Source organism: Pseudomonas khavaziana, from assembly GCF_036704165.1.
Taxonomy (GTDB): domain Bacteria; phylum Pseudomonadota; class Gammaproteobacteria; order Pseudomonadales; family Pseudomonadaceae; genus Aquipseudomonas; species Aquipseudomonas khavaziana.
On record NZ_CP129946.1, the window covers coordinates 5,053,256 to 5,072,818 of the forward strand.

The window sequence follows — 19,563 nt, forward strand, 5'->3', positions numbered from 1 at the left end:
GACCGGACAAATACACTCAGTCCCACTGACCCCACCTGAGGACTGCACCATGACCCGTAAAATCGCACTCATAACCGGCGCCAGCCGCGGCCTGGGCAAAAGCGCCGCGCTGCACCTGGCTGCGCAAGGCGTAGACATCATCGGCACTTACCACAGTGCAGCGGACGAAGCCCAAGGGGTAATTGCCCAAGTACAGGCATTGGGTGGTCGCGCCGCCATGCTGCAACTGGACGTCAGCCAAAGCGCGAGCTTCGATGGGTTCGTAGGCCAGGTTGGCGCACTGCTCAAGGAGGTTTTCGCCCAGGATCACTTCAACTTCCTGATCAACAACGCCGGGATCGGCGCCCACGCCAGCTTTGCCGAGACCACCGAAGCACAGTTCGACCAGTTGGTGGCGATCCACTTGAAGGCACCGTTTTTCCTCACGCAGAAACTGCTGCCGTTGATCAGCGACGGTGGGCGCATCATCAATATTTCCAGCGGCCTGGCGCGGTTCAGCCTGCCAGGCTATGCCGCGTACGCGTCGATGAAGGGTGCCATTGAAGTGCTGTCGCGCTACCAGGCCAAGGAGCTGGGCCCACGCGGTATCACCGTGAACACCCTGGCACCGGGCGCGATTGCCACCGACTTCGGCGGCGGCGCCGTGCGCGATAACACCGATGTGAATGCGATGGTCGCCAACAATACCGCCCTGGGCCGTGTCGGCTTGCCGGACGATATTGGTGGAGCGATTTCGAGCTTGCTGGCCGATGGCAGCAACTGGATCACCGGCCAGCGGATCGAAGCGTCGGGGGGGATGTTCTTGTAAAGCTCAAACGCCGCTGCGTCGTACCAGCTCGCGCAATACCGTGTCCAGGTCGATCTGACCTTTGCGCGGGATGCCTTCAAATTCGATCCAGCCTTCGTTGAAGCCGTTGATCATCTGGATCCGCGGCAGCGGATTGCGCATGCCCTGGCTAGTGAATAACGCGTGCCAGGTATCCTGGGCGACCCGCTCGACGGTGACCGGTTTGCCGAGCACGCGGGCAAAGCCTGCGGCCAGTTCATTCGGAGTAATCCGCTGCGCAGCTTCCAGTTCCACGACGCGCGGGCCGGAGCCCAGCAGCAACTCGGCAGCCACGCGTCCCACGTCCGCCGTGGCGATCATCGGAACCGGCTTGTCCAACGGCTGCAGGAAGCTTGAGATACACCCTTCAACAGCCGAGGGTACATCCCATAAGGCATTCTCCATGAACCAGCCGGGACGCAGGAACGTCACCGGCAAATCCAGGCTGCCGACAGCTTCCTCCAGTAGCCGTAGCTGGTTGAGCAGGTTCGGCTGCACAGCCTGGGCACCGATAGTGGATAGGCACACCACCTTGCCAGGGCGTGCGCTCGCCAGGGCCTGGCGAATGTTTTCCACTGCCTGGCGGGTTTCCGGAAAGCCAGGTGAAGGATCGAAATTGGAGGGCAGCATAATAAACACCCCCTCTGCACCGGCAAACGCTTCGGCCATGGCCTGGACGTCATCCACTTGCGCCAGCGCCACGGCACAACCCCGGGCAGCCCAAGCAACGCCCTTATCGACACTGCGCACCACGGCGCGCACTGGCTGGCCGGCGGCGAGCAATGCCCGCGCGACGGCGCCGCCCACTTGCCCGGTAATACCTGTAATTGCATACATAAGTGTTCTCTCGTCGGTAGGCGACGCATGTCGCGACCGAAGTATCCTGCACCGGCTTGGGTTTCTTCGATAGCATCAGTGTCATCGCATACATGACGGAAAATCATCAATGAGCTTTGATCCGAGCCTGGCTGGCGGTATGGGGATATTGGCAGCGGTGGTCGACAGCGGCAGCTTCGCTCGTGCCGCCGACAGCCTTGACATGACGCCCTCGGGTGTCAGCCGTGGGATTTCACGCCTGGAAAGACGCTTGGGCATCCGCCTGTTTGACCGGACTACGCGTTCGGTGCAATTAACCGACGAAGGTCGACGCTTCTACCAACAAATCGCCCCGCTATTGGCCGGGCTCGAAGAAGCTGCCAACTCGGCGGCCGACAGTGCAGTCACGGTGCGCGGGCGCCTGCGGGTCAATATCGACCCCTACTTCTCACGGTTGGTGTTGGGCCCGGTGCTGGGTGAATTCATGGCACAACATCCACAATTGCAACTGGATCTGCACACTCGCGACCAACTGGGCGACTTGGTGGCCGACGGCTTCGACCTGGCGATCCGCTTCGGCATTGCGCAGTCCTCTTCGCTGATCGCGCGTAAGTTGATGGAAGTACGCGTGCTCACCCTGGCCTCGCCTGCTTACCTTGCGCGCTATGGTCGGCCGCGCACCCCCCAGGACTTGGAGAACGGCCATATATGCCTGGACTTTCGCGACTCACAAACCGGTCGCCCGTTTGCCTGGGAATTCCACCGGCCCGGCGAGCAATTGGTCGTGCGTACCGATAATCGCCTAGTGGTCAACGATGCCGGCACCCTGTATAGCGTGTGCGAGCATGGGCATGCGGTCGCGCAGATGCTCGACCTGGGCCTGGGACCTGCGCTCAAGGCCGGCAGCCTGGTGGAATTGTTTGCGGATTGGCCGGATGAGCGTTTTCCCTTGTACGCCTATTACCCCTCGCGGCATCTACCCGCCGCGAAGGTCCGCGCCTTTCTCGACTTCGTGGCCTCACGACTGCCTCTATAGCCGCTGGCTTGCCAGCGATAGCCACCTGAGAATCGCCATCGCCAGCCAGCGGGCTACTACAAAACCAAGACACGGCGTCGCAGGATTCTGTCGCGCAGTACGTCATAACCCCAGTGATACACATAGGTATACGGCAGGAAGAACAACAGCACGCCGATGTCGAGGATGAACGCCTCCAGCAGGCTGATCTTCATCAAGGCGGCAATCAACGGCACCGCCATCAGAATCAGGCCGCCTTCGAACAGCAGCGCGTGCAGCACCCGGGTCCAACCGCCATTGACCAGTTGCAGGCGTGTTTTGAAGCGGTCGAACAGGCTGTTGAAGATAACGTTCCAGCCCAAGGCCAGCAGGCTGATGCCCAAGGTTACGGCGCCCATCTCCAGCGCCGGCCTGCCGGTGACCCACATCAGCAACGGCGTACAGATCAACAAGGCCAGCCCTTCGAACCCAAGGGCTTGTAAAACACGTTCAGTAATGGATTTGGTAGGGGTCATGACCCGGCTCCGTGAGTGTCGAGGATTGCCATGTTCAAGCTTTGTCTCGATACTTCATAACCAATAACCATCGATCAGGGCGATAGTCATGGCCTCCCATGAAGTGCTCCAGGCGTTCGTTCAGGCCGCTACCCAAGGTTCGTTTTCCGCCGCGGCGCGCAAGCTGGGCAAGAGCCAGTCCACCGTCAGCGCGGCGGTGGCCAGCCTTGAGATTGACTTGGATGTAGTGCTGTTTGACCGCAGCAGCCGCAAACCGACCTTGACCCCGGCAGGCCATGTACTGCTGCAACGCGCCGAGCAGGTGCTGGAGGCCAGCAGCCGCCTTGAATTGACGGCGAGCCAGTTGTCCAGCGGGCTGGAACCGCGGCTGACCGTCGCCATGTCGGACACCTATCAGTCGCAGCGCTTCGAAACCACCATCATCGCTTTTGCCGAACGTTATCCGGAACTGGAACTGGAATGGCTGATTGCCGAGTGCGATGACCTGGTCGACCTTGTACAAAGTGGCCGGGCGCAAATCGCATTTATCGAGCAGCAGGATGAGTACCCGCCGGACTTGACCCATTCACCGGTCGAGGAACGCACCGAAACAGCCCTGTTCGTATCGCCGCAACATGCCTTGGCCAAGCTGGAAAAAGTGGACCAGCAGGCATTGAAACAGCATCGGGAGTTGCGCCTGGCGAGCATCGTCAAACCCTATGATAATCGTGCTGCAGGGCGGGTCTGGTCGGCAGCCAGTTACCTGATGCTGATGGAAATGGCGCAGTTGGGTTTCGGCTGGGCGCCCCTGCCACGCTGGCTGGTGGAACGTTTCGGCAATGGCAGCCTGCAGGAGCTGAGGGTGCGTGGCTGGCCACGCTCGGTGACGGTGGATGCGTTGTGGTCGCGCCAGCATCCGCCGGGGCCAGCGGGGAGTTGGTTGCTGGGGCAGATGCTCGAATGAGCCAGTGAGAACAATGAGGTCAAAATGTGGGAGGGGGCTTGCTCCCGATAGCTGAGTGTCAGTCAGCTAATCTTTACCTGACACACCGCAATCGGGAGCAAGCCCCCTCCCACATCTGGAGCTTCATTGTCTGGGGGGGAGTTCGGTCAGGCGTCGCTCCAGGAAGCGTTTTTCCGGGACTTGCTGGGTCAGGGACAGGGCTTTTTCGTAAGCTGCACGCGCCTCTTCAACCCGACCCAACTGCCGGCAGAACTCCCCACGCGCCGAATGTGCCAAGTGGTAATCCTGCAGTTCACCACGTTGCAAAATGCTGTCCACCAACGTCAGTCCAGCCGTCGGTCCCTGTTCCATCGCCACCGCTACCGCACGGTTCAACTCAACCACCGGCGATGGCATGGCCCTGAGCAATACATCGTAAAGCCCGACAATCTGCCGCCAATCAGTCTCCTCGGCACTCGGCGCCTCGGCGTGCACCGCCGCAATCGCTGCTTGCAGGCAATATGGCCCGAAGCGTCGCGTGGTCAGCGCCTGCTCCACCAGTGCACAGCCTTCGGCCATCAAGGACCTGTCCCACAGCCCACGGTCCTGAGCATCCAGCAGCACCAATTCACCGCTGGCCGAGGTGCGTGCCGGGCGGCGCGACTCGTGCAGCAGCATCAACGCCAGCAAGCCCATGACTTCCGGCTCCGGTAGCAACTCCATCAGCAAGCGGCCAAGGCGAATGGCCTCCGCGGTCAGGTCTTCACGGGTGAGATCGGTGCCTGTGGAAGCCGAGTAGCCTTCGTTGAACACCAAATAAATCACCCGCAGCACGCTGTCCAGGCGCTCGGGTAACTCGGCACGAGACGGCACTTGATAGGGGATTTTCGCTTCACGGATCTTGCCCTTGGCACGCACGATGCGCTGGGCGATGGTGGTGGGTGTGACGAGAAAAGCGTGGGCAATGGCCTCGGTACTCAGGTCGCAGATCTCGCGCAAGGTCAGCGCCGCCTGGGCGTCGGGCGCCAGCGCCGGGTGGCAGCAGGTGAAGATCAGGCGCAGGCGGTCGTCTTCCACGTCTTCATCACTCCACTGCGCCGCTTCCAGTGTGTCGGCCTGCTCTTGCAGAAACGGGGTAAACCGCGCCTGGCGACGTAGACGGTCGATGGCTTTGAAGCGACCGGTTGATACCAGCCAGGCCCGTGGATTATCCGGCACACCGTCCTCGGGCCAGCGTTGCACGGCGACGAAAAATGCCTCGTGCAGCGCCTCCTCGGCCAGGTCGAAATCACCCAGCACACGAATCAGCGTCGCAAGCACACGCCGTGACTCGCTGCGGTAAACCGCTTCGACCTGGCCATTGAGCGTCATTAAGCTAGGTTCAATTCACGTACGGGGCGTACTTCCACACTGCCGACCCGGGCCGCTGGAATGCCGCCGGCCACCTGTAACGCTTCATTGAGGTCACTGGCTTCGATCAGGTAGAAGCCGGCGAGCTGCTCCTTGGTTTCGGCAAATGGCCCGTCGGTGATCGACACCTTGCCATTGCGCATGCGCACGGTGGTGGCAGTATTGACCGGCTGCAGCGGCTCGGCGGCCAGCATGCGTCCGCTGGCCTGGATGGCCTCGGCGTAGGCAAGACACTCCGGGTCCTTGGGGCTGTCGGGCGAGGTGTGCAACAGCTGTTCGTCGCTGTAGATCAGGCACAGGTATTTCATGATGTTCTCCGTTTTCGGTCTCCTGACTATAGTTCGCAGTGCTCAAGGTTTCAGGTCGAACAGCGCCGTGCCGCTTTGCATATCGAACGGCGCCGACCAGTGTTCATGCACCACCTTCCATTGGCCATCGATGCGCTGGTAAGCGGCGGTAACGCGCATCCAGCAGGTCTTAAGTACACCATCCGGACCGGTGCCACCGCAGTGCGCGAGCCAGTGGGCGAAGGCGCTGTCCTGGGCCTGGTTGATGCGCAACTCATGAAACTCGAAAACGCCTGGGCCCGGGCAATGTTCCATGCACGCCTTCCAGTGTGCACGATAGGCCTCCCTGCCCTTGAATTGCAGCGCGCCAACCGCATCGAACGCGACGATATCGTCGGCGTAAAAGCTGACAATCTTATCGATATCCTGGGATACCACGGCTTGTTTCCATTGCTCGATCAGGGTGTTGATTGCAGTGCTCATGGCGATGACTCCTGGGTTGTAAAATCACGGAAGACACCCTTAGTCGAATGGCCTTTGAGCAAATCGACAGGCCATGGAAAAATAATTTCCTCCACCACAAACCCGATAGACTGCAGCCCTCTTTTTGCAGCCGTTCGGATAATCCGATGCAAACCCGCCTTGTTGCCTATGAGGCGCTGAATGCTATGCAACAACAGCAAGTCGGCGCCATCGAAGTTCATCCTGAACAACTGCCGTTTTCCGGCGATATGTATTGCGCCCTCAATACGCTGCTGGTCAATCCGAGCCCTGGCGTCAAAGGTTTTGCGCTGTTGGCCGACGACATTCCCGTGGCCTTCCTCCTGCTCAAGCGCCCACCCGCCCTGCCCCATTGGGCCAATGAACACAGTGCCACGCTGCATGCGTTGCAGGTGGATCGGTATCAGCAGGGACGTGGCTTCGGCAAGGAGTGTTTGCGGGCGTTGCCAGCCATGGCGCTTGAGGCATGGCCGCAGATCAAAGGGCTGGAGCTGTCAGTGGACACGCATAACCTGGCGGCGATGGGGTTGTATCTGGGGGCTGGATGGGTGGACAGCGGTGAGGCGTACAAAGGGCGGGTTGGCTATGAGCGCCGGCTGTGCTGGCGGTTCAATCCATAACGGCAATGTCACGTAAACATGACTTTCACGGGTGCATGTCGTATTTACGTGACATCGGGTGCAACCTCAGCCTCTCTCTCCAACCGGCAACCAGATCTCCACCGTCCCCGTGCCCTTCCTGCCGTCAAAATCTGCGCTATAGCGCTCGAAATCCGCACCCATCACCTTATAGCCCGAGTGCGGCAGCCACTCGAACATGATGCGCTCGTAGGTTTGTTCAAGCGCCTGCACCGGCCCGTAATGTGGGAATACGGCATAGTTGAGCGGCGGGATTTCGATGAACTCGAAGTTGCTCGGCACATCCCCTTTGCCTGGGACTTCTACCCCGGCCATGTAATCAAACTCGCCGTGGTGAGGGTTGTGGCAAACCCCGTAGGTCACGCCGCCGATGCGTTTCTTGATGTCTTTGACGCACGTGTCAAACAACTCCCATAACTTGGGGATATCGCCCACGGTGGCCTTCGAATAACGCCCCTGTACACCGGCGATCACCAGGGCTTTGCCGGCTTCCATGCGTGGCTCCAACGATTGTTTTGTCTGCTGATCCATACGAACAGTCTCCTTCTTATGAGGGAACAAACCCGCATCGAGTATAGGGGCATATCCGTGCCGCGCTCCATGTACAAATTTTTCCCACACCATCTGGACAACGCGCCATCATCGCCCGTATTGTCTGCCCCGCAGGCCACCGCAGTGGCCGACGTCGCTCGGACGGTTCCGGGCGCTTACGTACTCTCGAGGCAACAATGGCCGAACAAGGTTCGCCGCGCCGCTTTGCGCGCATAGATCGACTCCCCCCTTACGTTTTCAATATCACTGCCGAGCTGAAGATGGCTGCGCGCCGGCGCGGCGAAGACATCATCGACTTGAGCATGGGTAACCCAGACGGCGCCACGCCACCGCACATCGTGGAGAAAATGGTCACCGTCGCCCAGCGTGACGACACCCACGGCTACTCCACTTCCAAAGGCATCCCACGCCTGCGCCGGGCGATTTCGCGCTGGTACAAGGACCGCTATGAAGTGGATATCGACCCCGAGTCGGAAGCCATCGTCACCATCGGTTCCAAAGAGGGCCTGGCGCACCTGATGCTGGCCACCCTGGACCAGGGCGACACCGTGCTGGTGCCCAACCCCAGCTACCCGATTCATATCTACGGTGCGGTAATTGCCGGCGCCCAGGTACGTTCGGTACCGCTGGTGCCCGGCGTGGACTTCTTCGCTGAACTGGAACGGGCGATTCGCGGCTCGATCCCCAAGCCAAAAATGATGATCCTCGGCTTCCCCTCCAACCCCACCGCACAGTGCGTGGAGCTGGATTTCTTCGAACGGGTCATCGCCCTGGCCAAGCAATACGACGTGCTGGTGGTTCACGACCTGGCCTACGCCGACATCGTCTACGACGGCTGGAAAGCCCCCTCGATCATGCAAGTGCCGGGTGCCAAGGATATCGCGGTGGAGTTTTTCACCCTGTCCAAGAGCTACAACATGGCCGGCTGGCGCATCGGTTTCATGGTGGGCAACCCGGAACTGGTCAACGCCCTGGCACGGATCAAGAGCTACCACGACTACGGCACCTTTACCCCGCTGCAAGTGGCCGCCATTGCCGCGCTGGAAGGCGACCAGCAGTGCGTCAAGGACATCGCCGAGCAGTACCGCCAACGCCGCAATGTGCTGGTCAAGGGCCTGCATGAGCTGGGCTGGATGGTGGAGAACCCGAAGGCGTCGATGTACGTCTGGGCGAAAATCCCCGAGCAGTACGCCGCCATGGGCTCGCTGGAATTTGCCAAGAAACTGCTGCTGGAAGCGAAGGTGTGTGTATCGCCTGGGATTGGCTTTGGCGAGTATGGCGATGATCACGTGCGCTTTGCGCTGATCGAAAACCAGGACCGGATTCGTCAGGCGGTGCGAGGGATTCGCGGGATGTTCAGGGCCGATGGGCTGGTCACAAAAGCCTGAGCCTGACCTGGTCAAAATGTGAGAGGGGGCTTGCTCCCGATAGCAGAGTGTCAGTCACTGAATTGAGTGACTGATCCACCGCCATCGGGAGCAAGCCCCCTCCCACATTTGTCTTGCGGTGTGGCTTACACCACCAACGACAGCAACATGATGAAGATCAGCGCCACGATCGACAGAATGGTCTCCATCGCCGTCCAGGTCTTGAACGTCTCGGCAACGGTCATGTTGAAGTACTGCTTGACCAGCCAGAACCCGGCATCGTTGACGTGCGACAGGATCAACGACCCCGCCCCCGTCGCCAGCACCAGCAACTCGCGGTTAACCCCCGGAATCATCCCCACCACCGGCACCACAATGCCCGCGCCGGTAATGGTCGCGACAGTCGCTGAACCTGTGGCAATCCGAATTACCGCCGCCACCAGCCATGCCAGCAGGATCGGGTTGATCTGCGCGTTCACCGCCATATGGCCGATCACGTCACCCACGCCGCTGGTCACCAGCATCTGCTTGAAGCCACCACCGGCACCGATGATAAGGATGATCGCGGCGGTCGGCGCAAGGCTGGCGTCGAGCAGCTTGAGGATCTGCTTGGAATGGATGCCCTGGCGATGGCCGAAGGTGTACAACGACAGCAACAAGGCCAGCAACAGCGCGGTGATCGGGTGGCCGATCATGTCCATCCAGTTACGCACCACGTTGCCTTCGGCAAAAGCGATGTCGGCGAAGGTTTTCAGCAGCATCAGGAATACCGGCAGCAGCACGGTGACCAGGGTGATGCTGAAGCTCGGCAGATCTTTGTTTTCAGGCTCGCGAGCCAATTGATCGACCAGCTCCTGGGACGGGTTGCCCGGGATGTACTTGGCGATAAAAGTGCCGAAGATCGGGCCGGCGATAATGGCCGTCGGCAGCGCAACGATCAGGCCGTACAGGATGGTCTTGCCGATGTCCGCGCCAAACACGCCAATGGCCAGCAGCGGCCCCGGGTGCGGTGGCACCAGGCCGTGCACCGCCGAAAGGCCGGCGAGCAGCGGGATACCGATCTTGATCAGCGACACACCGGTACGCCGCGCCACGATAAACACCAGCGGGATCAGCAACACAAAGCCGATCTCGAAGAACAGCGGGATGCCCACCAGGAACGCGGCGAACATCATGGCCCACTGGACTTTCTCTTTGCCGAAGGCGCGGATCAGGGTCTGGGCGATCTGGTCGGCGCCGCCGGACTCGGCCATCATTTTGCCGAGCATCGTGCCCAGCGCGAGGATAATGCCGACAAAGCCGAGCACTCCGCCGAAACCGTCCTGGAATGCCTTGATGATCTTGTCCACGGGCATGCCCGAGGTCAGGCCCAGGAAGCCGGCCGCGATGATCAGTGCAATGAACGGGTGCACCTTGAATTTGGTGATCAGAACGATCAACCCGATGATAGTGACCACTGCATCTAGCAGCAGGTAAGACTCGTGGGACATGCCAAACATGGGGGGTCTCTCCTGTTTGTTGTTGTTATTAAAGCGGGTGTTGAATTTCCTGCCGGGGATAGCGCTATCTTTTCCGGCAAAAAATTAATGAGTTGGTTCAAAACCGTGCTTGAGCCACCAGGCATTGGTCTGCTCGGCCAGCTCCTCAACGCTGTCTTCGCTGGCGTTGAGGGCCAGGGTCAGTGGTTCGCCCTTGGGCGATTCGAGGGTGGCGAACTGGCTGTCGATCAGGCTGGCCGGCATGAAATGGCCGGGGCGGTGGGACACACGGTCAGCGGCGACTTCACGGGTCAGCTCCAGAAATACAAAGCCCAGGCCCGGCGCGGCTTCACGCAGGTGGTCGCGGTATTTCTTTTTCAGCGCTGAACAGGTGAGTACCGGATGCTCGCCGGCTTTCAACGAGCGGCGCAATTCATCGCACAGGATGTCGAGCCAGCCGGCGCGGTCGTCGTCGTTGAGGGGGTGGCCGGCGCTCATCTTTTCGATGTTCGCGGCGGGGTGAAAGCTGTCGCCTTCAATGGCGGTGGCGCCGTTCAGGCGGCACAGGGCTTCGCTGACGCTGGACTTGCCACAGCCGGAAACACCCATGATGACCAGGGCAGTAACAGGTTGACTCATGAAACACCTCAGGACGCAGATAGCGCTACCTTTGCACGCTATAAGGCTAGTGCAAAAGACAGGCTTTTCCCGCGCCGACTTGTCATTTTTATGGAGTGACGCGTGCATCTGCTCCAATCATTCGAACCGGATCAGGCAACCCTAGGTTCAATAATTTGCAGCCCTTTGGAGACAGCGCTACCTTAGTGCCTCGATTTTTGTTTGGCAAGCAGCCTGATGACCTCCAAGAACGATAAAAATACCCGCACGACGGGCCGCCCTACCCTCAACGAAGTTGCACGCCTGGCCGGGGTCAGCCCGATCACCGCCTCCCGCGCCCTGCGCGGTATCAGCACCGTCGCCACCGAACTGGTGGAAAAAGTCCAGCAGGCCGCCGCCGAACTCAGCTACGTGGTCAACCCCGCTGCCCGCGCCTTGGCATCTGCACAGAGCCATTCGGTGGTGGTGCTGGTGCCGTCCTTGTCCAACCTGCTGTTTATCGAAACCCTGGAAGCGATCCATCAGGTACTGCGGCCCAAGGGCTTTGAAGTGTTGATTGGCAATTCCCATTACTCCCGTGATGAAGAAGAAAACCTGCTGCGCAACTACATGGCCTACCAGCCACGGGGGTTGCTGCTGACCGGGTTCGACCGCACCGAAAGCGCGCGACGAATGGTCGAGGCCAGCAATGTGCCGTGTGTGTACATGATGGATCTGGACCCCAATGCCGGGGTGAATTGCGTGGGTTTCTCACAGTTGGCCGCAGGCGAGACGGCGGCGGCGCATTTGCTGTCACGGGGGCGTAAGCGCCTGGCTTATATCGGCGCGCAACTGGACCAACGCACCTTGCTGCGCGGTGAAGGTTTTCGCCGGGCGCTGCAACAGGCGGGCATGTACGACCCGGCGCTGGAATTGCTGACGCCGCGCCCGTCTTCCGTTGGCCTGGGTGGCGAGCTGTTTTTGCAGCTGCTGGCCGCCCATCCGGATGTGGATGCAATCTTCTTTGGCAACGACGACCTGGCCCAGGGCGCCCTGCTCGAAGCCCTGCGCCATGGCATCAAGGTGCCGGAGCGGGTGGCGGTGCTGGGCTTCAACGACTTGCCTGCATCGTCATTCATGGTGCCGCGCCTGAGCAGTATCAGCACGCCACGGGAAGCCATTGGCCGCAGGGCGGCGGAGCATTTGTTGACCATCATGGCGGGCAACAAGATCGCCAAACCGGTGGTGGATATGGGGTTTGAGTTGCAGGTGCGGGAGAGCACCTGACCCGCTCGTTCCCACGCTCTGCGTGGGAATGCATCCAGTGACGCTCCGCGTCACAACTTCACTGCATGGCGGGACGCGGAGCGTCCCAGGCGGCATTCCCACGCGGGAGCGTGGGAACGATCAGACAAGTGTAGGACGCCTGTAGGAAGTGGCTGACATTGCGGTAAGCGCCTTGCTCCATTGCCTACGCGTGCGTCAGAATCCGCCGGCTTGTGTGCCTGGGTGGCGGTCTCTAAGGTTTGCCGGTCGCTGAATTTCTCGGTGACCGGGTTTAGTAGCCTGAGATTGGTCACTCTCAAGTGCATAAGTCTGCCTGTGTTAATGGCGGCTGTGCGTAGGGCACTTTCGGGTGCGCCGGCTTTGAGTGTCCACCGGTCTACTAACCTGCGTACAGCAGCCACCCTCGTTTAGTAGCGATACGGCGGCGGCCCACTTCAGGATGCTCAAAATGATCAAAGAAATTGAAACCCCGCCAACCACTCTCTTCACCCTCATCCCCGATGTCTCCACCGAAAATCTGCTGATCAACAGCTACGAAACCGTGTGCTCCGTCAGCACCTTGCTGCTTGACCTGTCCGATGACCTCACCGGCAAGCACCGCGATGTAGCCCTGGCCATTCATCAATTGAGCGAGCTGAGCGTATTGCTGGTCGGCAAAGCCATGGACCAGCACACCCCGTGCTGCTGAGACCTTACTCGGCCCCAATGTGGGGGGGCTTGCTCCCGATTGCGGTGGGTCAGCTACCTGTAAGTTGACTGACCCACCGCTATCGGGAGCAAGCCCCCTCCCACATTTTTTTAACCGTGCCCACTTTACCCCTGCTAGATTGACCACTCTCCATCGCCAGGGAAGCACCATGGGACATTCACTGAAAATCTTGGGCCGCACCTCCTCCATCAACGTGCGCAAAGTGCTGTGGACCTGCCAGGAACTGGGCATCGACTATGTGCGCGAGGACTGGGGCATCGGCTTCAAGCCCACGCAGTCCACCGAGTTCCTCGCCCTGAACCCCAACGCTCAAATCCCCGTCTTGATCGACGACCACGGCGTGCTATGGGAATCCAATACCATCTGCCGCTACCTCGTCGGCCTTTACCAACGCCACGACCTGCTGCCTGTCGAACCGGCGCCACGGGCCCGCGTCGAGCAATGGATCGACTGGCAAGCGGTCGAACTCAACCGTGCCTGGGGCGACGCCTTCACCGCCCTGGTACGCAACAACCCGGACGGCCTCGACGCTGCACAAATCGCCACCGCGGTGCAGCTCTGGAACGACAAGATGGGCATTCTCGAACAGCAGCTGACCAAGACGGGTGCCTATGTCGCCGGCGAGGAATTCACCCTCGCCGATATCCTGATCGGCCTCTCGGTACATCGCTGGCAGGCAACGCCCATGCAGCGCCCACCCTACCCCGCCATTGCCGCCTACTATCAGCGACTCAGCCAGCACGCCGGTTTCAAGACCTTCGCCCTCGACGGCCACAACTAAGCACAGGGATCACCACGTGAACGGACTCAACGTACTACTCACCGGCGCCTGCGGCAGAATCGGCAAGACATTTTTCCAAGCCTCGCAAGACCGCTACCGCTTCACCCTCACCGACCGCATCGCGCCGGATTTCGACCTGGGTGGACACCGCTTCGTACACGCCGACCTCAGCGATAAATCCAGCCTGGCGACCCTGCTCGAAGGCATCGACGTGATCGTGCACTTGTCGGGCATCCCCCACGCCAGTGCCTCGTTCGACGAATTGCTGCCCAACAACATCCTCGCCACCACCTACCTCTTCGAAGCCGCCGTGGCTGCCGGCGTGCAGCGCCTGGTGTTCGCCAGCAGCGCACAAACCATCGAAGGCTATCCGGTGGACCGGCAGATCACCCCCGGCATGCAGGTGATGCCCGCCAATATGTATGGCGTGAGCAAATGCTATGGCGAGGCGTTGTGTGGCTACTACGCGGCCAAGACACCACTGTCGACCATCGCCCTGCGCATCGGCGCTTTTGAATTCCCCGAAACCCACGACCTGAACAACGCCCGCGACCTCAGCGCGTGGCTCAGCCCGCGGGATGCCGTGCAGTTGCTGCAGCGTTCGGTCGAGGTTGAGGGCGTGAAGCATTTGATCGCCCATGGCATATCCAATAATCGCTTCAAGCGTCTGGACCTGAGCGAGACCACACGTGTGCTGGGCTACCAACCGTTGGATGACGCATTCACCACGTTCGACATGCCTGATATCTACTGATAGGGCGAGTACCACATCGCCATCACCGAACCGCCACGGGTCAACGCCGCATAGCTAAGTGGCGCAAGCGTCCACCACACCCGCCTGTCAGAAAAGAGCCGCGAACTGTGAAACCTGACAGTAGACCTACCCCTACCTTCCCCACACCATAAGCACACGCAATGCCGACGCATTGCTCATTCCCTGAAGATGGAGAGATGACCATGGGTAAGGTACTTGGTGAAAACGATAAAATCTCGGGGCTGATAGCCAGCTGGGCAGTACCCTTCGAAACAAGCTTTGTTGCCCATTTGAATGGAGAGTCGGGCTTTAATTCGACGGTCGGGATCATGTCCGGCTTCGCACTGTTGAAAGTAAGCATCGACCAAGATATCCAGCCAGGCCAGACTTATGAGATTGGTGCACCGGGAAGCGACACTCACAAGGTCAGGCTTGAATTCGACGATACGCGGCCCGGCGAGCAGGGAACCTACTTTGCAACCAGCGGAGAATTCACCGTACTGCAACTGCAAGGCCAGGTTCTGAATGCATCCTTGCACTTCAAAGCGACAAAGACGGGTCACCGTCGGCAGGAAATGAGCTTCTCAAACGGCGCTTTTAAAGTTGAGGATTTCAAGCACAGCTGATTGACCTTGTCGTGGGCTGACAGGTTTACGCGGCCTGCGCGAACCTGCGGCCGTCGACAAGTCATTTCACAAGCCACGACTTCCGTTAGCCAGCTAAGATTCCAGGTCACTGCCCCTGGAATCCATCCTATGCCCACACTCACTGCCTCACCCACAGACGGCCTCGACCCGCTCCGCGCCGCGCACATCAGCGCACGCATCGACCGCCTGCCCGCGGTGGCCACCATCTGGCGCCTGGTGGCGCTGCTGTCCATCGGTGGTTTTTTCGAGCTCTATGACCTGTTCCAGACCGCCTATATCAGCCCCGGGCTGATCAGCGACGGAATTTTCCATACCGGCAGCCAGGGCGTGTTCGGCTTCTCAGACCAGGCCGCATTTGCCTCGGCGACCTTTCTCGGCCTGTTCCTGGGTGCCAGCCTGCTCAGCCCCATCGCCGACCGTTTCGGGCGCCGGGCGATCTTCACCTTTGCGTTGGTCTGGTACACCGTCGCCACGGTGCTGATGGGCATACAAACCTCCGCCCTGGGCATCATCTGCATGCGCTTTGTGGTGGGTATCGGCCTGGGCATCGAACTGGTGACCATCGATGCCTACCTCTCGGAACTGGTGCCCAAGCGCATGCGCAGTTCGGCGTTTGCCTTTGCGTTTTTCATTCAGTTTCTGTCGGTGCCAGCCGTAGCCTTGATGTCGTGGTGGCTGGTGCCCCAGGCGCCGTTCGGCGTCGCCGGCTGGCGCTGGGTGGTGTTGAGCAGTGCGGTATTTGCGCTGTTTATCTGGCAATTGCGCAAGCGCTTGCCGGAATCGCCACGCTGGCTGGCACAGAAGGGCCGTTTCGAAGAAGCCGGGGCGATCATGGACAAACTCGAAGCACGCTGCCTGAAAGATCACGGCAAACCCTTGGACGAGCCGCAACCCGAAGCCGTCAGCGTTCAGGGCAGCGGCCGTTTTGCCGATATCTGGCAACCGCCGTACCGACGCCGCGCCTTGATGCTGATCGTGTTCCATGTGTTCCAGGCCATCGGTTTTTTCGGCTTTGGCAATTGGTTGCCGGCGCTGTTGTCGGGCCAGGGCGTGAGCGTGACCCACAGCTTGATGTACGCCTTTATCATCACCCTCGCCTACCCACTGGGGCCGTTGCTGTTTGTGAAGGTGGCCAACCGCTTTGAAAACAAATGGCAGATCGTCGGTTCCGCCATGGGCGCGGTGATTTTCGGCAGCCTGTTCGCCCTGCAAACCAGCGCATTGGGACTGGTGTTCTGCGGAGTGATGATCACCTTTTGCAATGCCTGGCTGAGCTTCAGCTATCACTCGTACCAAAGCGAATTGTTCCCCACCAATATCCGCGCCCGGGCAGTAGGGTTCTGCTATTCGTTCAGCCGCCTGTCCACGGTGTTCAGCAGTTTGTTGATCGGTTTTATCCTCGAGCACCTGGGCACGCCGGGGGTGTTGGCGTTTATCGCCAGCAGCATGTTGATCGTGATGATCACCATCAGTTGGTTCGGGCCGCGTACGCGTAACCTGGCGCTGGAAAATATCGCCCACTGACCACCGTCAACCCTCGATACCGCCCGTCAGCGGCGTGACTTTACTGTCAACGTTGACAGTAGATCGCACCGCCTCATTGCCGCTCTACTGATGACCAGGCGCTCCCGTGGTGGGTCGCCGTTGGAAGGTAACCCGGAGTAAACATGGAACAGAGCGAACACGCATCGGCAGGATGGCTTAAATCCAAAGGGTTCGAAGGTGAAATAGATACCAGCAACGTCGTATATCGCGAATCCAGTACCGGACGCTGGATAACCCTGGATGGACGCCAGCCCAGCCAGGGTGGCGACTTTATTGGCATTCAAATCGACTTTCCCAAGGATCAGCCCCCAGGTCCGATCACCGTGCCTCAACCTTGGCCAAGGGACGTTAACGTCAGCTATTTCCGAGAAACAGTCTTCGGCCATCGCACCTCCTACCGTGCAAAGAGCGGCATGCTCGACTTGCGCAGCTATGACGCGAGTACAGGCTCTGCAGCCGGCACTTTCGACATCACTGCTGATGTCGAAGGCACGGACCATTCGTTCAATGGCTCGTTTGATATTCGCACCGTACAAAACAGCTAGTCAGCGGCAACGATTGGTCTCTACGCGGTCATTGCTTGCCGCCTGAAGCACCTGCCTGCCCGCGGCTACTGTGTTTCATCGTCGGGCACAGTTTTTGCTCTAGCTGTGGCACCGACCATTTGCACAGGTGACCGATCATGCTGATTAACAACAACACCCAAGCCGTGTCGACTGTCCAACAGATCAAGCGACCCGACATGGACCCCGCCAATGCCGCCGCCAGCGCGTTGTACAGCGGCGCCCTTCAGACTGCGCAGCAGAACATCACAGTGCCAGTTGCGCAGAAGGAACTGGACAAGGCCAGCGATCGCATTGACGAAGCGTTTGCCAAGACCCGTGTGCAGCTGCAAGCCTCTGCGCCGAACAGTGATGTGCCGGCCACCAGCGTCGCCGGTTCAGCACGCAGTGAGTTCACCGACTACATGACCAAGACCCCAGCCGAGCGCATCCGCGACCAACTGCTCAAAGAACGGGGCCTGACACTGGAAGAACTGAACGCCCTGCCGGTGGAAGAGCAAAATGCCTTTGCCAAGGAAGTGTCCGAGCGGCTCCAGCAGCAGCAACAACAGCAGGTAGCAGCAAAGACCGCTGACCCACAGGCGCAGACGGTGAAAGAGACCCTGGCTGCGATCTAGTCGCGCAGGGAATCCATGAACTGATGTCGACCTGTAGGCGCTATTGAGGCTTTAAGACAACTTGCTGCACATCGACTTTTTTCGGGATCAGGCCGTTGGCAAAAAACAGGTCGGCCGTGCGCTGCTGGTTGGCGATGTCGATCGCCTGCAACGGGCGGATCGGCGCAGGCGAGCGGTGCTCGAAGTAGCTTTTGACCACCGCCGGTGGCAGGCCAAGGGTGCCGGCCATCAGTACGATGCTTTCATCGGGTTGGTCGAGTGATAGTCGCTGCGCCTTGCCGAGGGTCTGGATAATGGTGGCAATGGCCTGGGGATGTTGCTGGGCGAACGGGCCATTGACCACAAAGAAACTGCCAGCCGGGTTAAGACCCTGGCCATCACCCAGGACGCGGGCAGAACCATCGACCACTGCGGCCGAGTAGTACGGGTCCCAAACCACCCAGGCATCTACCTTGCCCTGTTCGAAGGCAGCACGGCCGTCGGAAGGCGACAGGTACACCACGTTCACGTCCTTCCATTGCAAGCCGGCACGCAGCAGGCTCTTGAGGAACAGGTTGTGTGCGCTGGACCCCTTGAGCAACGCCACGCGCTTGCCCTTGAGCTCGGCGACGTTCTGCACAGCGCTGGCCTTGGGGACCAGCACCGCTTCGGTCTTGCCCTCGTTGGGCTCGACGGCAAAGTACTGCAAGTCGATGCCAGCCGCCTGGGCAAAGATCGGCGGAATATCGCCGATATTGCCGATATCCAGGCTGCCCGCATTGAGTGCCTCGATCAACGGCGGGCCGCCGAGGAATTCGGTCCATTGCACCTGGGTGCCGGGCAGCGCGGCTTCGAAGAGCTTGTGCTCGCGGGCGAGCACCATGCTCACCGAACTTTTCTGGTAACCGATTCGCAGGGTGGAAGGTTCGGCGGCGAGCGCAGGCTGGGCCAGGACGGTGAGCGCCAGCAGTAAACCACCTAGCAGGTTTTTGAGTTTTTTCATGGGTTGCCTCATTGTCGTGATCGTGAGTGGGTTGGCCGTGTGCAGTGAGTCAGGCGTGGCGTCATTCCAGGCGCAACCGCAGGCGGCCATTAAGGGCGCGGGCCATGTAATCACTGACCGAGCGCCGGGAAACTCCCAGTTCGGCGGCGATCGCGGGGTACGTCAGGCCATTGAGTCGGGACAACAGGAACGTCGCCCTGACCTTGGCCGGCAGCCCGTCGAGCCACTGGTCGACGGCTTGCAGCGCCTCGCACGTCTGGGCCAGGTTTTCGGGGGACGGAACGCTAAAGGCTTCATCGTTATCCAGGACATCGAGATAGGCGGGCTCCAGGTCACGTCGCCGCCACAGCTGATACAACAGGCGTTGAGCAATGGTGGTGAGCAAGGCGCGAGGCTGACGGATCGGGGCGACGTCGAGTGCGCTCAGAAGCTGGGCAAAGGTGTCGGCGGCGATGTCTTCGGCGTGTGCACGGGAATCGAGTTGACGATACAAGCGGCTGCACAGCCAGGCGTAATGGCTGCCGAACAGTGCGCCCACGTAGTCGCGGTGAGAGGTGTCGGCGCCGGACATAGTGGCTCCTGTCGAGTAGGTTGCGCGTTATGTCCGGTGTTCCGGTGGAGCGATCCTAACAAGGCCGCTTATTCTTTAATAATATTTAAAATTCATTTTTATATAGCTTTATTGACAACAGCCAGGTCGGCCATTCGCTCTTCACGGTGAAACTTGCAGTCAGGGCCTGGATTTCCCGGCGGT

General features: G+C 60.0%; 23 protein-coding genes. 13 read left to right on the plus strand and 10 right to left on the minus strand.

Annotated elements, in window-relative coordinates; genetic code table 11:
• Positions 1 to 49 precede the first annotated feature (49 nt).
• Positions 50 to 808, plus strand: coding sequence for an SDR family NAD(P)-dependent oxidoreductase (locus tag QYQ93_RS22615; protein ID WP_043051293.1), 759 nt, complete (start codon positions 50 to 52; stop codon positions 806 to 808).
• Positions 809 to 811: 3 nt separating this feature from the next.
• Here the strand turns inward: QYQ93_RS22615 and QYQ93_RS22620 are convergent, their stop codons facing one another.
• Complete coding sequence (locus QYQ93_RS22620; protein WP_338475515.1) at positions 812 to 1,663, minus strand: NmrA family NAD(P)-binding protein; 852 nt, start codon at positions 1,661 to 1,663, stop codon at positions 812 to 814.
• A gap of 109 nt (positions 1,664 to 1,772) precedes the next feature.
• Here QYQ93_RS22620 and QYQ93_RS22625 point away from each other — a divergent pair, with 109 nt between their 5' ends.
• Positions 1,773 to 2,678, plus strand: a complete 906-nt coding sequence (locus QYQ93_RS22625; RefSeq protein ID WP_043051291.1) for a LysR family transcriptional regulator — start codon at positions 1,773 to 1,775, stop codon at positions 2,676 to 2,678.
• Positions 2,679 to 2,734: 56 nt separating this feature from the next.
• Here QYQ93_RS22625 and QYQ93_RS22630 read toward each other — a convergent pair whose 3' ends face one another.
• Positions 2,735 to 3,172 carry a multidrug/biocide efflux PACE transporter gene (locus tag QYQ93_RS22630; protein ID WP_338475516.1) on the minus strand — a complete coding sequence of 146 codons (438 nt, stop codon included), beginning with the start codon at positions 3,170 to 3,172 and terminating at the stop codon, positions 2,735 to 2,737.
• Between the two features lie 88 nt (positions 3,173 to 3,260).
• Between QYQ93_RS22630 and QYQ93_RS22635 the strand changes: the two genes are divergently transcribed.
• Positions 3,261 to 4,115, plus strand: a complete 855-nt coding sequence (locus QYQ93_RS22635; protein WP_338475517.1) for a LysR family transcriptional regulator — start codon at positions 3,261 to 3,263, stop codon at positions 4,113 to 4,115.
• Positions 4,116 to 4,238: 123 nt separating this feature from the next.
• Here the strand turns inward: QYQ93_RS22635 and QYQ93_RS22640 are convergent, their stop codons facing one another.
• The 3 genes from QYQ93_RS22640 to QYQ93_RS22650 are packed head-to-tail and all read right to left on the minus strand — an operon-like array spanning position 4,239 to position 6,274.
• Entirely contained in the window at positions 4,239 to 5,465 is a 1,227-nt protein-coding gene (locus QYQ93_RS22640; protein WP_338475518.1) for an RNA polymerase sigma factor, read from the minus strand.
• Positions 5,465 to 5,812: a YciI family protein gene (locus QYQ93_RS22645; protein ID WP_338475519.1), complete on the minus strand. Its 348-nt coding sequence runs from the start codon at positions 5,810 to 5,812 to the stop codon at positions 5,465 to 5,467. Before QYQ93_RS22645 ends, QYQ93_RS22640 begins: the two co-directional genes overlap by 1 nt.
• 42 nt (positions 5,813 to 5,854) lie before the next feature.
• The gene (locus tag QYQ93_RS22650; RefSeq protein ID WP_043051286.1) at positions 5,855 to 6,274 is read right to left on the minus strand and encodes a YybH family protein; all 420 of its coding nucleotides are present in this window, start codon (positions 6,272 to 6,274) and stop codon (positions 5,855 to 5,857) included.
• A gap of 146 nt (positions 6,275 to 6,420) precedes the next feature.
• Here QYQ93_RS22650 and QYQ93_RS22655 point away from each other — a divergent pair, with 146 nt between their 5' ends.
• Positions 6,421 to 6,912, plus strand: a complete 492-nt coding sequence (locus tag QYQ93_RS22655) for a GNAT family N-acetyltransferase (RefSeq protein WP_338475520.1) — start codon at positions 6,421 to 6,423, stop codon at positions 6,910 to 6,912.
• A gap of 66 nt (positions 6,913 to 6,978) precedes the next feature.
• Here QYQ93_RS22655 and QYQ93_RS22660 read toward each other — a convergent pair whose 3' ends face one another.
• On the minus strand, positions 6,979 to 7,461 hold the full coding sequence (locus tag QYQ93_RS22660) for a GyrI-like domain-containing protein (RefSeq protein ID WP_217881982.1): 483 nt from the start codon (positions 7,459 to 7,461) through the stop codon (positions 6,979 to 6,981).
• Positions 7,462 to 7,658: 197 nt separating this feature from the next.
• Here QYQ93_RS22660 and alaC point away from each other — a divergent pair, with 197 nt between their 5' ends.
• Entirely contained in the window at positions 7,659 to 8,870 is a 1,212-nt protein-coding gene (gene alaC / locus QYQ93_RS22665; RefSeq protein ID WP_338475521.1) for an alanine transaminase, read from the plus strand.
• Between the two features lie 125 nt (positions 8,871 to 8,995).
• Here the strand turns inward: alaC and QYQ93_RS22670 are convergent, their stop codons facing one another.
• On the minus strand, positions 8,996 to 10,348 hold the full coding sequence (locus tag QYQ93_RS22670) for a GntP family permease (protein ID WP_032902782.1): 1,353 nt from the start codon (positions 10,346 to 10,348) through the stop codon (positions 8,996 to 8,998).
• An 84-nt stretch (positions 10,349 to 10,432) separates the two neighbouring features.
• Positions 10,433 to 10,966 (minus strand): gluconokinase, encoded by a 534-nt coding sequence (locus tag QYQ93_RS22675; RefSeq protein ID WP_043051282.1) that lies wholly within the window; start codon positions 10,964 to 10,966, stop codon positions 10,433 to 10,435.
• 213 nt (positions 10,967 to 11,179) lie between these two features.
• Here QYQ93_RS22675 and QYQ93_RS22680 point away from each other — a divergent pair, with 213 nt between their 5' ends.
• The 8 genes from QYQ93_RS22680 (at position 11,180) to QYQ93_RS22715 (ending at position 17,827) form a co-directional block, all read left to right on the plus strand.
• Complete coding sequence (locus QYQ93_RS22680; protein ID WP_161796526.1) at positions 11,180 to 12,211, plus strand: LacI family DNA-binding transcriptional regulator; 1,032 nt, start codon at positions 11,180 to 11,182, stop codon at positions 12,209 to 12,211.
• Positions 12,212 to 12,659: 448 nt separating this feature from the next.
• Complete coding sequence (locus tag QYQ93_RS22685) at positions 12,660 to 12,899, plus strand: DUF6124 family protein (RefSeq protein ID WP_043051280.1); 240 nt, start codon at positions 12,660 to 12,662, stop codon at positions 12,897 to 12,899.
• A gap of 169 nt (positions 12,900 to 13,068) precedes the next feature.
• A complete protein-coding gene (locus tag QYQ93_RS22690) occupies positions 13,069 to 13,701 on the plus strand; it encodes a glutathione S-transferase family protein (RefSeq protein WP_043051238.1) in 633 nt (210 codons plus the stop codon).
• A gap of 16 nt (positions 13,702 to 13,717) precedes the next feature.
• Positions 13,718 to 14,455, plus strand: a complete 738-nt coding sequence (locus QYQ93_RS22695; protein ID WP_043051237.1) for an NAD-dependent epimerase/dehydratase family protein — start codon at positions 13,718 to 13,720, stop codon at positions 14,453 to 14,455.
• Between the two features lie 203 nt (positions 14,456 to 14,658).
• Positions 14,659 to 15,081, plus strand: coding sequence for a hypothetical protein (locus QYQ93_RS22700; protein WP_043051236.1), 423 nt, complete (start codon positions 14,659 to 14,661; stop codon positions 15,079 to 15,081).
• A 129-nt stretch (positions 15,082 to 15,210) separates the two neighbouring features.
• Entirely contained in the window at positions 15,211 to 16,626 is a 1,416-nt protein-coding gene (locus QYQ93_RS22705; protein WP_338475522.1) for an MFS transporter, read from the plus strand.
• A gap of 143 nt (positions 16,627 to 16,769) precedes the next feature.
• Positions 16,770 to 17,192 carry a hypothetical protein gene (locus QYQ93_RS22710; protein WP_043051234.1) on the plus strand — a complete coding sequence of 141 codons (423 nt, stop codon included), beginning with the start codon at positions 16,770 to 16,772 and terminating at the stop codon, positions 17,190 to 17,192.
• A 137-nt stretch (positions 17,193 to 17,329) separates the two neighbouring features.
• Entirely contained in the window at positions 17,330 to 17,827 is a 498-nt protein-coding gene (locus tag QYQ93_RS22715; RefSeq protein ID WP_043051233.1) for a hypothetical protein, read from the plus strand.
• A 40-nt stretch (positions 17,828 to 17,867) separates the two neighbouring features.
• Here the strand turns inward: QYQ93_RS22715 and QYQ93_RS22720 are convergent, their stop codons facing one another.
• Both QYQ93_RS22720 and QYQ93_RS22725 read right to left on the minus strand, forming a co-directional pair.
• Positions 17,868 to 18,809 carry an aliphatic sulfonate ABC transporter substrate-binding protein gene (locus QYQ93_RS22720; protein ID WP_338475523.1) on the minus strand — a complete coding sequence of 314 codons (942 nt, stop codon included), beginning with the start codon at positions 18,807 to 18,809 and terminating at the stop codon, positions 17,868 to 17,870.
• 61 nt (positions 18,810 to 18,870) lie between these two features.
• Positions 18,871 to 19,380, minus strand: coding sequence for a sigma-70 family RNA polymerase sigma factor (locus QYQ93_RS22725; protein WP_043051231.1), 510 nt, complete (start codon positions 19,378 to 19,380; stop codon positions 18,871 to 18,873).
• Between the last annotated feature and the right edge of the window lie 183 nt (positions 19,381 to 19,563).

Bases quoted from the DNA above. Each gene is read 5' to 3' on its own strand.
- QYQ93_RS22670 (WP_032902782.1), bottom strand. From the start codon at position 10,348: ATGTTTGGCATGTCCCACGAGTCTTACCTGCTGCTAGATGCAGTGGTC.
- QYQ93_RS22720 (WP_338475523.1), bottom strand. From the start codon at position 18,809: ATGAAAAAACTCAAAAACCTGCTAGGTGGTTTACTGCTGGCGCTCACC.
- QYQ93_RS22700 (WP_043051236.1), top strand. From the start codon at position 14,659: ATGGGTAAGGTACTTGGTGAAAACGATAAAATCTCGGGGCTGATAGCC.
- QYQ93_RS22710 (WP_043051234.1), top strand. From the start codon at position 16,770: ATGGAACAGAGCGAACACGCATCGGCAGGATGGCTTAAATCCAAAGGG.
- QYQ93_RS22650 (WP_043051286.1), bottom strand. From the start codon at position 6,274: ATGAGCACTGCAATCAACACCCTGATCGAGCAATGGAAACAAGCCGTG.
- QYQ93_RS22705 (WP_338475522.1), top strand. From the start codon at position 15,211: ATGCCCACACTCACTGCCTCACCCACAGACGGCCTCGACCCGCTCCGC.
- QYQ93_RS22615 (WP_043051293.1), top strand. From the start codon at position 50: ATGACCCGTAAAATCGCACTCATAACCGGCGCCAGCCGCGGCCTGGGC.
- alaC (WP_338475521.1), top strand. From the start codon at position 7,659: ATGGCCGAACAAGGTTCGCCGCGCCGCTTTGCGCGCATAGATCGACTC.
- QYQ93_RS22675 (WP_043051282.1), bottom strand. From the start codon at position 10,966: ATGAGTCAACCTGTTACTGCCCTGGTCATCATGGGTGTTTCCGGCTGT.
- QYQ93_RS22655 (WP_338475520.1), top strand. From the start codon at position 6,421: ATGCAAACCCGCCTTGTTGCCTATGAGGCGCTGAATGCTATGCAACAA.
- QYQ93_RS22690 (WP_043051238.1), top strand. From the start codon at position 13,069: ATGGGACATTCACTGAAAATCTTGGGCCGCACCTCCTCCATCAACGTG.
- QYQ93_RS22645 (WP_338475519.1), bottom strand. From the start codon at position 5,812: ATGAAATACCTGTGCCTGATCTACAGCGACGAACAGCTGTTGCACACC.
- QYQ93_RS22625 (WP_043051291.1), top strand. From the start codon at position 1,773: ATGAGCTTTGATCCGAGCCTGGCTGGCGGTATGGGGATATTGGCAGCG.
- QYQ93_RS22715 (WP_043051233.1), top strand. From the start codon at position 17,330: ATGCTGATTAACAACAACACCCAAGCCGTGTCGACTGTCCAACAGATC.
- QYQ93_RS22620 (WP_338475515.1), bottom strand. From the start codon at position 1,663: ATGTATGCAATTACAGGTATTACCGGGCAAGTGGGCGGCGCCGTCGCG.
- QYQ93_RS22660 (WP_217881982.1), bottom strand. From the start codon at position 7,461: ATGGATCAGCAGACAAAACAATCGTTGGAGCCACGCATGGAAGCCGGC.
- QYQ93_RS22725 (WP_043051231.1), bottom strand. From the start codon at position 19,380: ATGTCCGGCGCCGACACCTCTCACCGCGACTACGTGGGCGCACTGTTC.
- QYQ93_RS22630 (WP_338475516.1), bottom strand. From the start codon at position 3,172: ATGACCCCTACCAAATCCATTACTGAACGTGTTTTACAAGCCCTTGGG.
- QYQ93_RS22685 (WP_043051280.1), top strand. From the start codon at position 12,660: ATGATCAAAGAAATTGAAACCCCGCCAACCACTCTCTTCACCCTCATC.
- QYQ93_RS22635 (WP_338475517.1), top strand. From the start codon at position 3,261: ATGGCCTCCCATGAAGTGCTCCAGGCGTTCGTTCAGGCCGCTACCCAA.
- QYQ93_RS22640 (WP_338475518.1), bottom strand. From the start codon at position 5,465: ATGACGCTCAATGGCCAGGTCGAAGCGGTTTACCGCAGCGAGTCACGG.